This window comes from Rhodococcus sp. SG20037 (assembly GCF_031763325.1).
Classification (GTDB): Bacteria; Actinomycetota; Actinomycetes; order Mycobacteriales; family Mycobacteriaceae; genus Rhodococcus_F; species Rhodococcus_F qingshengii.
Genome location: NZ_CP134497.1, coordinates 729,555 through 743,277, shown reverse-complemented (window position 1 = coordinate 743,277; position 13,723 = coordinate 729,555). Strand labels below are relative to the sequence as shown.

At 60.8% G+C, this 13,723-nt stretch carries 13 protein-coding genes; 8 read left to right on the top strand and 5 right to left on the bottom strand.

The features are described 5' to 3' along the window. Window positions 1–90 precede the first annotated feature (90 nt). Window positions 91–582, top strand: coding sequence for an inorganic diphosphatase (locus tag RHP72_RS03450; protein ID WP_003941181.1), 492 nt, complete (start codon window positions 91–93; stop codon window positions 580–582). Window positions 583–688: 106 nt separating this feature from the next. Here the strand turns inward: RHP72_RS03450 and RHP72_RS03445 are convergent, their stop codons facing one another. The 3 genes from RHP72_RS03445 to RHP72_RS03435 form a co-directional block, all read right to left on the bottom strand. Beyond that, a complete protein-coding gene (locus RHP72_RS03445; RefSeq protein ID WP_007727023.1) occupies window positions 689–1,519 on the bottom strand; it encodes a crotonase/enoyl-CoA hydratase family protein in 831 nt (276 codons plus the stop codon). Between the two features lie 46 nt (window positions 1,520–1,565). Then, window positions 1,566–1,772 carry a hypothetical protein gene (locus tag RHP72_RS03440; protein ID WP_124568973.1) on the bottom strand — a complete coding sequence of 69 codons (207 nt, stop codon included), beginning with the start codon at window positions 1,770–1,772 and terminating at the stop codon, window positions 1,566–1,568. 134 nt (window positions 1,773–1,906) lie between these two features. Next, entirely contained in the window at window positions 1,907–3,436 is a 1,530-nt protein-coding gene (locus tag RHP72_RS03435; RefSeq protein ID WP_230691628.1) for an LCP family protein, read from the bottom strand. A gap of 122 nt (window positions 3,437–3,558) precedes the next feature. On the opposite strand from RHP72_RS03435, the gene RHP72_RS03430 reads away from it, so the two are divergent. From RHP72_RS03430 to RHP72_RS03400, 7 genes are all read left to right on the top strand, one after another. Further along, entirely contained in the window at window positions 3,559–4,377 is an 819-nt protein-coding gene (locus RHP72_RS03430; RefSeq protein ID WP_007727026.1) for a polysaccharide deacetylase family protein, read from the top strand. A gap of 4 nt (window positions 4,378–4,381) precedes the next feature. Beyond that, on the top strand, window positions 4,382–6,361 hold the full coding sequence (locus RHP72_RS03425; RefSeq protein WP_311094318.1) for an amino acid permease: 1,980 nt from the start codon (window positions 4,382–4,384) through the stop codon (window positions 6,359–6,361). Window positions 6,362–6,840: 479 nt separating this feature from the next. Then, entirely contained in the window at window positions 6,841–7,083 is a 243-nt protein-coding gene (locus RHP72_RS03420; protein ID WP_311094317.1) for a hypothetical protein, read from the top strand. A gap of 804 nt (window positions 7,084–7,887) precedes the next feature. Beyond that, complete coding sequence (locus RHP72_RS03415; RefSeq protein ID WP_047269670.1) at window positions 7,888–8,922, top strand: diiron oxygenase; 1,035 nt, start codon at window positions 7,888–7,890, stop codon at window positions 8,920–8,922. A gap of 1,033 nt (window positions 8,923–9,955) precedes the next feature. Continuing rightward, entirely contained in the window at window positions 9,956–10,483 is a 528-nt protein-coding gene (locus RHP72_RS03410) for an LGFP repeat-containing protein (RefSeq protein ID WP_051649620.1), read from the top strand. A gap of 142 nt (window positions 10,484–10,625) precedes the next feature. Then, entirely contained in the window at window positions 10,626–10,967 is a 342-nt protein-coding gene (locus tag RHP72_RS03405; protein WP_042922694.1) for a hypothetical protein, read from the top strand. Between the two features lie 37 nt (window positions 10,968–11,004). After that, window positions 11,005–11,376 (top strand): hypothetical protein, encoded by a 372-nt coding sequence (locus RHP72_RS03400; RefSeq protein WP_058227959.1) that lies wholly within the window; start codon window positions 11,005–11,007, stop codon window positions 11,374–11,376. A 630-nt stretch (window positions 11,377–12,006) separates the two neighbouring features. Here RHP72_RS03400 and RHP72_RS03395 read toward each other — a convergent pair. Together RHP72_RS03395 and RHP72_RS03390 are read right to left on the bottom strand one after the other, a co-directional pair. Next, window positions 12,007–12,153: a hypothetical protein gene (locus tag RHP72_RS03395; RefSeq protein ID WP_167349899.1), complete on the bottom strand. Its 147-nt coding sequence runs from the start codon at window positions 12,151–12,153 to the stop codon at window positions 12,007–12,009. A gap of 306 nt (window positions 12,154–12,459) precedes the next feature. Further along, complete coding sequence (locus tag RHP72_RS03390) at window positions 12,460–13,410, bottom strand: TY-Chap domain-containing protein (protein ID WP_003941115.1); 951 nt, start codon at window positions 13,408–13,410, stop codon at window positions 12,460–12,462. Window positions 13,411–13,723 lie beyond the last annotated feature (313 nt).

Sequence of the window (13,723 nt, the reverse complement as noted above, 5' to 3'; positions counted from 1 at the left end):
GTGCTCTGCCTACTGGGTGGTCAGGCAACCTTATCCTTGACCCGATATCCTTCCGACGAATCATTACCGACACGACAGCGAGGAATCGGCGTGGAGTTCGACGTCACCATCGAGATCCCCAAGGGTCAGCGCAACAAGTACGAGGTCGACCACGTAACCGGTCGCGTCAAACTCGATCGCTACCTCTACACAGCTTTCGGCTACCCGGCCGACTACGGCTTCATCGAAAACACCCTGGGTGAGGACGGCGATCCGCTCGACGCCATGGTCCTGCTCCCCGAGTCGGTCTTCCCCGGCGTCATCGTCGAGGCTCGCGCAGTCGCGATGTTCAAGATGGTCGACGAGGCCGGCGGAGACGACAAGGTCCTCTGCGTTCCGGCCGGCGACCCCCGCTGGGATCACATCCAGGATCTGGGTGACATCTCACAGTTCGAGCTCGATGCGATCAAGCACTTCTTCGTCCACTACAAGGACCTCGAGCCGAACAAGCACGTCGAGGCAGCCAACTGGGTCGGCCGCGCCGAGGCAGAGGCCGAGATCGAGGCTTCGATCAAGCGTCTCGCTGCCAACGGCGGTCACTGAGCTCGAGTTCTCAGGCCTAACGAAAATCCCCGCACATCGGAAGATGTGCGGGGATTTTTGTGCTGTTTTTACTCGCCCTTGCAGTTCCTACTCACCCTTGCAGTTCCTACTCACCCTGGAAGACTGGCGGGCGCTTCTGGAAGACGGCGGTGATGGCCTCGGTCAGATCCTGCGAAGGCAGGAACGCCGCGTTCCAGGCTGCGACGTAGCGAAGGCTGTCGTTCACGCTCGCGCTGCGGGTGTGATCGAGCACGTCCTTGATCCCGTGGACGACGAGCGGCGGGTTGAGCGCAATCTCCTTGGCGGTCGCGCGCGCCGCTGCCAGTACCGCGTCGGCATCTTCGAAAACGTCGTTGACGAGGCCGATCTTCTCGGCGCGCGCTGCGTCGATGTCCTTGCCGGTCAGAGCCAACTCACGCAGGTGTCCGTCGCCGATGATCGCGGGCAGACGCGCGAGGCTGCCCATGTCTGCGACGATCGCGACCTTGACCTCGCGGATGCTGAACTTGGCATCGGCACTTGCGTAGCGGATGTCCGCCGCCGTGATCAGGTCGACGCCGCCGCCGATGCACCAGCCCTGCACAGCTGCGACGACGGGCTTGCGGCAATCTGCGACGGCATTGATGCCCGACTGCATGCGCTTGATCATGTCGTGGAACTTGGTGCGCGGGCCTGCCTGAGCCTTGTCCGCGAGGACGGCACCGAATTCACCGCTCATCGCCGGCAGGTCCAGTCCGAACGAGAAGTGCTTGCCGGAACCGGCGATGACGATTGCACGCACCTCGGGGTCGGCGTCGAGGTCGGCGAAGATTTCGGGGAGTTCACTCCAGAAATCCGGCCCCATCGCGTTGCCCTTGCTCGGCCCGATCAGCGTCACCTGGGCGATGTTGTCTTCGCGCTCGACGGTGAACGCATTCCAGCTCTTCTGTTCAGTCATTACTCAAGAGTAACTAAAGGTCCGGCTCAGCCGAAGACCGCTGCCTTCATCCGAAAATTCCTGCCTCGTCAAGTACCAGTACGACGAGGGTGACGGCCATCAGGGCGAACATGATGAGCATCGCCATCCTGGCCGCCCGCTCACTGGTCGGTGGGAAAACGCGCTGCGCCGGATGCTCGGCCACGTACTCGGACAAGGACATGGTCCTGGCACGTGAGCGTGTCGGATTCTGTACCGCTGCTGTTGTAGCCATGTCGGTGATCCTTTCAACTACGCAATCTCAAGTCAGGTACCCCAAAGGTGAAGTACCCGACTGAGTTCGACTTCTCCAATGTAGACCCGCAGATCGAAGAAGTCAGCGTGAGTTTGGTGCGAATTACCTGAGAGTTAGTCCACACAGGGGATGCCGCCATTCGCGTCGGCCCGGATGGGTGATCCCTGCGCTCCCGTATCGGGAACGGTGCCGGCGGATACCGACGAGTCCGACTGCGCCGGAGCGGCCGAGAACACGGTCTGCGCATTGTCCTCACCGATCAGTACAGACACTGATTCGGCCGCTGCCTGCTCGTTAGGCACTGCGGCCACGCCCAACTGCTCGGCCAGCGCCTCTGCGACGGCTTTGGCGCCGACTCCATAGCTGACCACCGACTTTGCCGTCGCAACTGCGGTGCTCACCTCTCCGACTTCGACTCCCGACGCTTTCGTCGCCGCTGCCAACGCGGCGCCCAACCCGTCCGTCGCGGTTCCGTTGCGGATATCCACAACTTCGTTCCCGGTCGAGACAGCAGTGTCCATCGCAGGTGCAGATGCCGAGTCACCTCCCGCGAAGATCCGCGACACTTCACTACGCAGACGCGCCGGATCGACCATGTTGACGTCCTGGCCGTCGACGGTCTCGTATCCCTCGATGGGCAGGGTGTAGAAGTCGATGTTCCCACCTGCGAGAGCGCTTGCCTGAGAAGCGAATCGGACGGGATCCATGGCAGAATCGATCACCACATCCTTCTTCACCACGTCGGCCAGTGCCGTCATCTTCGGAATGTTTCCGATGACGCCGGAGCCCTTCAAGTTGGCGATCACCGCGCTGATGAAAGCCTGCTGCCGGTGGGTGCGATCCAAGTCCCCGTTGTCCAGGCCGTGGCGTTGACGGACAAACGAAAGTGCCTGTGACGCATCGAGAGTCTGAACTCCGGCCGGGAAGTTGGCGCCCGAGAAGTCATCCTGCACCGGATTGTTAAGGCACACCTGAACGGGGCCGATAGCCGAGACGACGTCGTAGAAGCCCATCAGATTCACTTCGGCAAAGTGATCGATCGGAACCTTGAGCAGATTCTGCACGGTGGTCAGTGTCGACCGTCTTCCGACTTCACGCGCTTGTTGTTCTCGTGCAGCAGGATCCGTCACACCGTCCGCTATGAGTTTGGCGTCCGCATCAGCCTTCGCCATTCCGTAGGCTTCCTTGATCTTGGCCATTCCGTAGCCGGGTACCGCGACGTAGTCGTCGCGTGGGATCGCCACTGCACTGGCCTTGCCGCCATCGCCCGGAACATGGAGCAGGATAAGCGTGTTCGTGTTGTATCCACCCACATCACTGTCCCCCGCATGCAGCTTGTCGGTGACGAACTCAGCCGGCAGGTCGCTGCCGTCCATCGCTTTACGACTGTCGAGCCCGATCAACAAGATGTTGGTATCCCCGTCGAGCGAACTGCCGGCGTCGTCACCGAGGGCGGAGAGCGCGTCCGACCGGTACAGCCCCGACGTGAGATCCGACTGCACGTACCAGCCGATTCCGACGCCCACCAGAATCGTCGTCGACAGGGACGCCGCCGCCAGCTTGCGCCCCACCGAGAGCGTCGACCGCTGCGGTTGACGCCTACGCCTGTGCCTGGTTGCCGAGTGTCGAGGTCGCGGTTCCACGGCCGACACGCTATCCACCGTTCCTGAGTAGAACCTGTCGATACCGGACACGGCTGGTCTTTCGCTGAAAGAACGCTGAGAATGAAGTCCGAATTAGGCAAATCTGCTCTAGGCTCCGCCCTGTGGACCGCCGACGCTTCCTCAGTGCCCTCGCAGCAGCAACTCTGACCGGAACCGCCGCGGTGACCATGGGAACCGCTTGTTCGTCACGTTCGGTCGGGACGGCAATCGCTGCAGCCGACGAACCAACCGACCCCGTCCCTGTCCCGGATCTCCCGCCTGCCTTGTTGCCGCCTCCACCGCCGTCTGCCCGGGTGCCGCTGCCCGCCGGCGGATCGTTGACCGCGTTACCCGGCGGTGGGGATCTGTTTGCCCTGACGGTTGACGACGGAGCCAGCTCCGAAGTCGTGCGCCTCTACACACAGTTCGCAAAAGACACCGGCATCCGTTTGACGTACTTCGTCAACGGGCAATACAACTCGTGGACCGAAAACGCCGGACTTCTCAGACCGCTGGTCGAGAGCGGGCAAATTCAGCTCGGCAATCACACCTACTCGCACCCGGATCTGACGTCCGTGTCGAAGCAGCAGATCGCAGACGAGCTGACGAAGAACGGCACGTTCCTGCGCAACACCTACGGCGTGGACGCGGCGCCGTACTTTCGGCCGCCGTACGGAAGGCACAACGCGACAGTCGATTCCGTGGCCGCGAGCGTCGGCTACACCGTGCCCACCCTCTGGTACGGATCACTGTCGGATTCTTCGTTGATCACCGAGGAGTACATCCTCCAAATGGCGAACCAGTACTTCAATCCGGGGGCCATCGTGATCGGGCACCTCAACTATCTGCCCGTGACCCACGTGTATCCGCAACTGGTGGACATCATCCGGAGCCGAAACCTGCGGACTGTCACGCTCAACGATGTTTATCTGAAGCCGTGACGCCGTGGTGACCGCAGCCGACAACGAGGTCCCGGCCGACAACACGGCTCCGTCTGTGAAACAACGCACCGAGGCCTGGCTGCTCGCGGACATCACCGAGGAACCAGCCGGACATCTGGGGCCACACCGGATGGCGCCGAAGAAGGAGAAGCGCCACCCGTGGTGGAAGGTGATGTGCCTGACGGGTGTCGATTACTTCTCCACTCTCGGTTACCAACCCGGTATCGCGGCACTGGCGGCCGGCACGTTGGCTCCCATCGCGACAGTCGTGTTGATTCTGCTGACACTCTTCGGCGCTCTACCGGTCTACCGGCGAGTGGCTCGCGAGAGTCCGCACGGCGAGGGTTCGATCGCCATGCTCGAGAAGCTGCTGCCAAAGTGGCGCGGCAAGATCTTCGTTCTCGTGCTTCTCGGCTTCGCGGCCACCGATTTCCTCATCACCATGACGCTCTCGGCTGCCGATGCCACGGCGCACCTCGTCGAGAACCCTTTTGCTCCAACCTTTCTCTCCGGACACACCGTCGCCGTCACCCTGGTTCTGCTCGCGCTCCTCGCTGCGGTCTTCCTCCGCGGATTCACCGAAGCGATCGGTATCGCGGTCGGATTGGTCGCCGTCTATCTCGCCTTGAACGTGGTGGTCATCTCCGTAGGTCTGTGGCACATCGCGACCGCGCCGTCGTTGGTCACCGACTGGACGCGCGCCATGACCACCGAGCACGGAAACCCGGCGATGATGATCCTGATCGCGCTGATCGTCTTCCCGAAGTTGGCTCTCGGTCTGTCCGGCTTCGAAACCGGCGTCGCGGTCATGCCGCAGATCAAGGGCGATCCGCACGACACCGAACAGAATCCACGTGGCCGCATCAAAGGTGCGCGGCGCCTGCTCACCACGGCGGCGCTGATCATGAGCGGATTCCTGCTGACGTCGAGCCTGGTCACCACCATCCTGATCCCAGAAAACGAGTTCCAACCCGGAGGCGCTGCCAACGGTCGCGCGCTTGCCTTTCTCGCCCACGACTATCTGGGTGAGATCTTCGGAACCGTCTACGATCTCAGCACGATTCTGATCCTCTGGTTTGCCGGTGCATCGGCAATGGCAGGGTTGCTCAATCTTGTTCCGAGGTATCTCCCCCGCTACGGCATGGCGCCGTCGTGGGCCCGCGCCGTGCGTCCGCTGGTCCTCGTGTTCAGCGTCATCGCCATCACTGTCACGATCTACTTCGACGCCGGTGTCGACGCTCAGAGTTCCGCGTACGCAACCGGTGTCCTCGTGCTCATCTCGTCGGCGACCGTCGCCGTTGCACTGTCCGCTCGTAAGCACGGTCAGCGAAAACTGTTCGTGGGGTTCAGTTTTGTCGCAGTTTTGTTCGTCTACACGACGATCGCGAACATCTTCGAACGTCCAGACGGTGTGAAAGTGGCGTCGTTCTTCATCGCCGCGATCATGGTGGTGTCCTTCCTTTCCCGGATCTCGCGAGCCTTCGAACTACGGGCAACCTCCGTCGAATTCGACGAGACTGCACTGCGATTCATCGCCGAGGCAGCCGAGAAGGGTTACCTCGCGATGGTGGCGCACGACGTCGACCGTCTCGACGAGGACGAGTATCGGCAGAAGGAATCGCAGCAGCGCGCCGAAAGCAACATCCCGGAGGCTGAGTCGATCATCTTCATCGAGGTAAACGTCACGGACTCCTCCGAATTCAGCACCGACCTCCTCGTCCACGGCCGACAGCGCGGTGAGCACCGGATTCTGTGGGTCGACAGCCCGGCCGTCCCCAACACCATTGCGGCGGTTCTCCTGCGGACGAGGGACATCACCGGCGTGATTCCCGACGTCTACTTCGAGTGGACCGAGGGAAACCCGATCATGTACCTGCTCCGCTTCCTGTTCATCGGTGAGGGCGAAACCGCTCCCGTGACCCGTGAGGTCCTCCGCCGCGCCGAACCCGACCAGTCCCGCCGGCCACACGTCCACGTCGGTTGACGCGGCAAACGATGAGCAGAGGGTTGGTCCAGGCCATGCACCAGGGAAGATCGCACAGAAAGAAGTGCTGCGTGCCTATATTCAGGCGAAACTCGCGGATATCACATCTTGCGTGCGAGGCTCGCCCTGAAACCCATTGCGATGGTGCGGATCTATAGGACGATCGGCCCCCGCTGTACCCACACGTCGAAGCGACTGGCTATCGCAGGTTCGATTCGTCTGTCACCAAGCGATAAAGAACGTATCCAGAAAACACTATTATGGAGACGACGCAGAGTACGAGCATGATGTCGAAGAAGATAGTCATGTTTCCCCTCATGGGTTTCCAGAATCGATTCGTTTATCCCCGCGAAAGTTTCTCCGTGAAAATGTCCTGTTCCGCAGCTCCAATCGTGTGAAGGCGATAGCGCCTCACCACCCGAGGCACGGCTCAGCACTCCTGTGGAGTCGGATATGTGGCGGCATCGTGAGCAGAAGCAATGGGCGAGGTTTCTCCGGCCGTCAATCGTTCACCGTTTCGCCGCTTCCTCACGGCCGCGGTGATCAGTTCGGCCGGCTCGTCGGTGACAGCGGTGGCGACGCACACTTGGGGCGCCCACCTCGTCTACAGCCCAACGCGTTCCGGCTTGGACCGCTTCATGCTCGGTCCCGCCGAACACGTCGGCCAGATTCTTCCTTCCGCCCACAGGACGGCGCGCCGCGACAGCAACACCCACCACTAAAGCCAGTGCCGTATAGAGCGCGATCACACCATGAAGGCCACCGCCGATCTACCGGGAGCGCCCGACGCAAACTCCGCTCTTGCAGGGCTCGGCACTGAACAAGTCTCAGCCAACCGACGGCACTTCGGTGATGGCGTCGGCGGTCACGAGCACGTCGATCTCGACGCTGTTGGTTCCGTCGCCATCGGTGACGCGCACAGTTACCCCTGCCAGAGCCATTGGTCGTCGTGCATTTCCGCCCAGAATTTCAATTCAGATAGCGACTTCCATCGAAACTAGTTGTTACACAGTCACTTAAGAAAGAGAACTGACACAACTTGAAAGTTACCGGTGAGATATTTCCACTGTTACCGATCGCCATCCGAGCAAAAAACCACGGGCCATCGGATCCCCGTCGCATGACGAAAGACGTGCGGGCCGATCCACATGATCAGCTGTCTGCGCCGCCTCGGATGTCGTCGCGGTGCAGGGACGCGAGTTCGGCGAGGTGAGTTCCGACCCGATCAAGCGGGACACCGACCGTGACGAGATCGCGAGAACCTCGTCCTGCACCTATCCCACCGTATAGGTCGGCAGATGCACACAACGGACTAACGTCGACCACGTCCAGCGCCGTCGTCTCGACAGCAGGACCCACACCACCATCAAATGCCGAGAGCCGCGTGCATGGTGCGATATTGAGTGCCCCTTTCGCCCTTCCGGACTTACCCGTGGACGTGCAGACTCATACAGTTACTGTGGACGCGCAGTCACACTTAGTTTACTGTGGGCACATCTGAGATAGATGCCACAAAGGAGCCTGAAATGCAGTTCCTAACACTTCGTCGCACGCGGCGTAACGCGCCATCTGTCCGGTTAACTCCGGGGCGCAATACCGTCAACGAACATCGCGATTACCACGACACTCTGCGCACACTGTCCGAGGCATCCTCGACAGGGCTCCACTTCGAGGCGTTCAAAGACATCGCCTGGAATTCGCCCGAGTTCGCCGCCCCCGCGGACGACCCAAGATGGACACTCCCCGCGGTCGACCCCTTGTCCCACACCGACTGGTACCGCGCGCTCTCACCCCAGGAACAACGGCGGGTTGCCCGGATTCGGCTCGCATCTATAACAAAGACCGGCTCCCAGTTCGAGCAACTGCTCCTTCTCGGCGGTACCCAGTTCTTGATGGGCCTGGCGAACGAGAACCCCGAATTCCGCTACTTCATGCACGAACTCACCGAAGAGACACACCACATCCAGATGTTTCAGGAGTTCACCAACCGGGTGGCTCCGGAGGTCCACGGTGCCCCAACGTGGCTTGTCAAGGCCTTCCCCCTGGTCGGTTCGCTGGGATCGCTGTGGCCCAGTTTCTTCTTTCAGATCATCCTCGCTGGAGAGGAGCCGATCGACCACATCCAGAAGAGCATCATGCGCGGCGGTGGCATTCACCCGCTCACCGACCGCATCATGCAGATCCATCTCGCCGAGGAAGCACGTCACATCGGGTTCGCCCATGCATGGTTGCGCCATCACGCTCCGCGCATGAGCCGATTCAACCGCCTCGCACTCGGCCTCACCACGCCTGTAGTCATGCGCATAGGGTTTTGGTCCATCGTCGTCCCGAGCCGGCAGGACGCGACGTTGCTGGGTATCCCCCGCAATGTTCTGCGCGAGACCTATTCGATGCGCAACCCCGATTTCCGGCGACTCCTTGCAGAGTCCTGCGCAGACGTCCGGAGCCTCGCCGACGCCAACGGAATGCGCACCCGGCTCACCCTCTGGTCCTGGCGGCTTACCGGAACCGACGGCCGACTGTCGCGTTACCGCAACGAGCCGTCGAGGGCCGCGGCTTGACGATCTGCAACCCGCGACGCAGCTGCCCCTCTCCCACTTCGACAGACAGCTGCGTTACCCACTCACCGCGGTCGAGGCAATGGCGCACAGATATCAGCGCGCCAACCACAGGCCCACACCCGAATCGCCCCATCGAAGTTTAGGAAGCACATCCACCAAGGCGAACCAGCGACATCAGTGCCAGCGGACACGACCCAGGCTGCAGGATTCAACGCTGAACAAGTCTCAGCCGACCGACGGCACTTCGGTGATGGCGTCAGCGGTCACGAGCATGTCGATCTCGACGAGATTGGTTCTGCCGGCATCGGTGACTCGCACGGTATTCCGGCCAGCCATTGCCCGTCGTGCATTATCGCCCAGAATTTCAAAATACCGTCCAGGTATCCGGACATGTACAGGGCGGACGTTTTCACGCGCATGCTCACATGATCAGCGCGCGATGCTCCCCCACGTCCGAGCGGGAGCGCCCGGCCGATGTCTTGTGCACTACTGGACAGTGTCCAGTGAATTCGGAGTGTGTCTGAGACACCGCGCGGGAGATATTCGGCACTAGCCGTCGTGCGCCGTGATCCGCTGCTGCGGCATTCGCGTTATCGCGACGCCCTGGTCAAGTGAACGCGATCACGTTAGATTCGTAACACGGTCTGGTTGGGGAACCCGAGGATCCGAGAGGTTTTGAAATGATCGCAGGTGGCTGGATTTGGTTTTTACCGTTGCCATGGGAATGGCGAGTAGCGCTCTCGAAAGCGGTCCCGTGCGAACTCGGCGGTACCCAATGTTACTTCTGACGTGAGTGAAGGGTCCGCGAATGAATTGCTTCGTCGGACCCCTCAAACACCTCCTTTCAGTTGTTGGTCACTGCCAGGCCCTTACCCACAGGATTGGACTGAGCGGCGATCTCGGCCTGCACTGCCGAGAACTTGATGTACTCGGCCAGATCTACGGCGGCTACATCCACCCGGCATCCACCCTGGACAACGTGCATTTGATTGTCTCGCAATGGAATACGGCTACCGGTACTCCTTATCATGCGATGCAGTTCAAAACCTCCGTCACTCCCGCCGGCCCCGTGTACACCGTCGGCGGCGCAATCGGCGCCCGCTACACACAACTCGGCGCAGAAACGTCCTCTCTCGGCGCACCGACCGGCGACGAACAGACGCTGTCGAACGGGCGGGTACAGGATTTCGAGCACGGCCGCATCTACTGGAGCGCCGCGACCGGGGTATGGGAAACGTACGGGTTGATCGCGCAGAAGTACCTCGATCTCGGCGGACCCACCAGCCCGTTGGGGTGGCCCACCAGCGGTGAACTCGGCACGCCCAACGGAATCGGCCGCTTCAACCGCTTCACCGAAGGCAACATCTACTTCAATCCCCAGGCCGGCACCCACTGTGTCTACGGCGCCATCTTCACCGAATACGGCCGCCACGGCTACGAAGGCGGACGATTCGGATTCCCCATCACCGACGAATACTCCACCCCCGAGGGCCGCCGCAACGACTTTCAAGGCGGCTGGATCGCATGGATTAGCGCCACAGGTCAGGTAGTGACATCGTGATGTTCGACCTCAGCTGGCCCCCGCTGTATGTCTTTGTGCTCCAACGTATTCGGCGTAGCAGTGAGGGCAATGCGGTCACGGCATGTGATCGACCGCCAGATCACTCACAGGGCAATACATCGAGCCAGCAATCGAGGTGCCCATGCATCGCCGTGTAGGTGTTCTCGCTCTGATTGCGGTCGTTGCCGTCCTGATTGTCGTGGCGGTCTCGTTCTATTCCTTCGGCGGCGACCCGACCGAATACTGCCGCGCCCATGCGCCACGTCCACCAGCATCGGGTGTGGAACAAACCCTGCCGGCGGAGGGGCATTGGACTGCTTTTCCGATTGCAGGAGCCACCTGCACCTGGAATATCTCCGGCGACGTGCACTACGTGACCTCGATCATCCGATGGGGGCCGACACTGATGTTGCTCGGCGCCGTCGCCGTGTCCATCGCATCCTCCTATTTCATCGCAAAAACCCTCTTCGCTAATCGCCAATAGTTGGCAAGTACCTGTGAATCAATCCGAGAGGATAGGCATGCGCAGAAACATCAAGAGTGCTACACGACGCCGGAAACTGTGGACGACATCCAAGTCGAAAGCAGTGGCGATGGTTGCTGCCGCGCTGACGGTGACAAGTGTGTCAGTGCTGAGTGCGGCACCCGCGAGTGCGGACCCAAGCTGCCCGAACAACGACCCGAAGTTCGGGTTCTGCGTCGGAGGAAAGATCCTCGAGGAATTCAACGAAACCGGAGGCTGGCCGTTCTTCGGAAATGCCACGAACTACGAGGCAGACGCCGCAAACTACGGGCGTTGGCAACCATTCGAGAAGAACAGCTCGATCTACTGGCACGCGAACGTGTCCAACGGACATTGCTCCAACCTCTTCCGGGAACTCCTTTTTCGTTAAGAGTAAAACTGTCGATCAGGATATGATAGTCGAATGAGCTCTTCCAATAAGGCAGCAACCCGGACAGCTATTTTAGCAATCTTGCTAGCTAGTGCTGCATGTTCAAAGCCATCTGAAGATCCCGATTTTTTCACCAACCGACTTGCGCTCCCGAGTTGCGGCGAGGGCAAAATAACGAACGCCAGTAGCGGTAGCACGTTCCAGGATTCGCAAGTTGAGTGCATGAAATCATCGCGCGCTGCGGGAGGTTCAGAATTAACCTTACGTTCAATTACGACGGAAGGTGACGAGATAGTCAGTTATATACGCATACTGCCCAATGTGGAGAATGTCGAGATCATCGTGGACAAATCACAGGATGAATATTCCGAGCAGGGGTGGATCTCCTACTCGTGCTCGATTCCTGAGTTAACAGAGGACTCCATTACCGATTGCATGGCAACGAGATAGATTTATGGATTAGAGGCGGGCCTGACTGGAAGTATGCCGGTCACGCACTCGTCAACACTGGACACTGGACACTGGACACGTTCAAACCCGGTCTACAAGATGTCGACTTTCACTGCCCTCGGCTCGTCGAATGTCCTGATCACGGGGTAGTCCGTCCAGTGCTCGGTGTTGATCACTGTGCTACCCGGAGAGGCGGTGTCGCGGCGAGAGTTCTGTCGCACCGTCGGGTCCGAGTTCGACGATCTCGCCGTCGAGGACGGTTTCGCGGTCGAGGACGGTTTCGCGGTGGTCGAGCACGGCGCGGAGTGCGTCGACGATCTCGGGCAACGAGGCGTTAGTTGTTGCCGTTGCGCGACCACAGTGGCGGCAGTTTGGTGCCGGTGGTGGCGATGGCTCTGACTCCGTCCCATTTCGACTCGAAGGCTCTTAACTGCACTAAGCGCTATCAGCCTTGATCGCAATCGAAGCGTTCCGTTGCTTCGTGCGCAATGATGCGCTCGAGCATCGACCTAGGCGCGGGTCACGGCTAGAGCACGTCTCCGAGTTCGCGAGGCACTTGAGCCAGGTGCGCACCGCCGAGAGACGGTGCCCCACTGTGGGTCGGATACCTACGCCGTCGTTGCGTCAGGCCTCTCACGGGGGAGTCAGAGTATACGGAAGGCAGGGTATGCCGAGTTCTCTGCTGATATGGGCCTGGTGGCCGTTGACAACGGTCTCCTCATGGCCGCTGACGGCGAGGTCTTGTGGGCTGTTGACGCCGTGCACAGTGCGGAAGGTGTCGACCGTGAGCTGTGGGATTCGGTCGAGGCGTCGGTCGACGAAACCGGCGGATGAACTGAACGGGCCGTACAGCCATTCCACGTGGGGGGCTCCCGGTCCTTCTGTTACCCGCCAGCCGAGTGCCCGCAGCCGAAGGTCCAGGCCACCGGAACCGGGAACGGTGTCCGCCGTGATCATGCTCGCCTCCAATCTCCCGTTGTCCTGCTGGAATTGGATCGAGCCGAGGTCTTTCACCGCAGGGGCATCGAGGGTCACGATGTCGTAGCCGGGCATAATGCGCACCACCCATTCCAGTCGCTCGGCGAAATCCGTCCAGTCGGTGCATCGGTCGGGTGCGCCACGCTTCGTCGGTTGTTCGGCAGTCAACAGGTTGCGCAGGGCCCACGGCCCGGTGTCGTATCCGGTTTCGTCACCGGCGGTGTAGCGGATGCGCTGGAATTCCATCCCGAGCCCGTCGCGCATGATGGCGACGACCGAAGCCGATATCTCCCGAAGTTCGCTGGGTTCGGAATGGGTCGGGCTCCACCGGCTGGTTTCCAAGCGTTGCTCGTTGGAGGTCTGAAACCAAACCGGCTGGGTTTGTAGCACGCTCAGCAACTGCTGCGCGGCATCCGGATCCGACGGGATCGTGAGCGTGGCCTCGACTGCACCGCCGTTCTCGTAGACCGTGATGTCACGGCCGGTACCACTGTCACGCAAGCGGACGAATTGCGATATCTGGATCGGTTCGGCGTCATCGTCGAAGTCGACGTCCACCAGATCCGGAATCGCGGCCTGCAGCTTCTCCCAGCCCTCGGCAGTCATGCTTGTCCTCCCAATAGTCTCTCTCGCCGTAGAACATATCTGCCGCTACGACAACCACAACGCCACCAGCGGGTCGCGATGACCGGTAGTCCCGAATCTCACGCGAACCAGGGCCGCCAAGGAGCAACACAGCGAGATCTGGCGCAAACCTGCCCGCAGGAAACGCATAAACCCCGACCACGTCCTCACACGATCCCAATGGCGTCGACGTCACCAGAACCGAGCCCGACTGTGCCACTACCGAACTCGCGAACAGGCCAGATAAACGCGACTGCAGTATTTGGACGTTTAGCGGTGGCACCGGGCTGCGCGC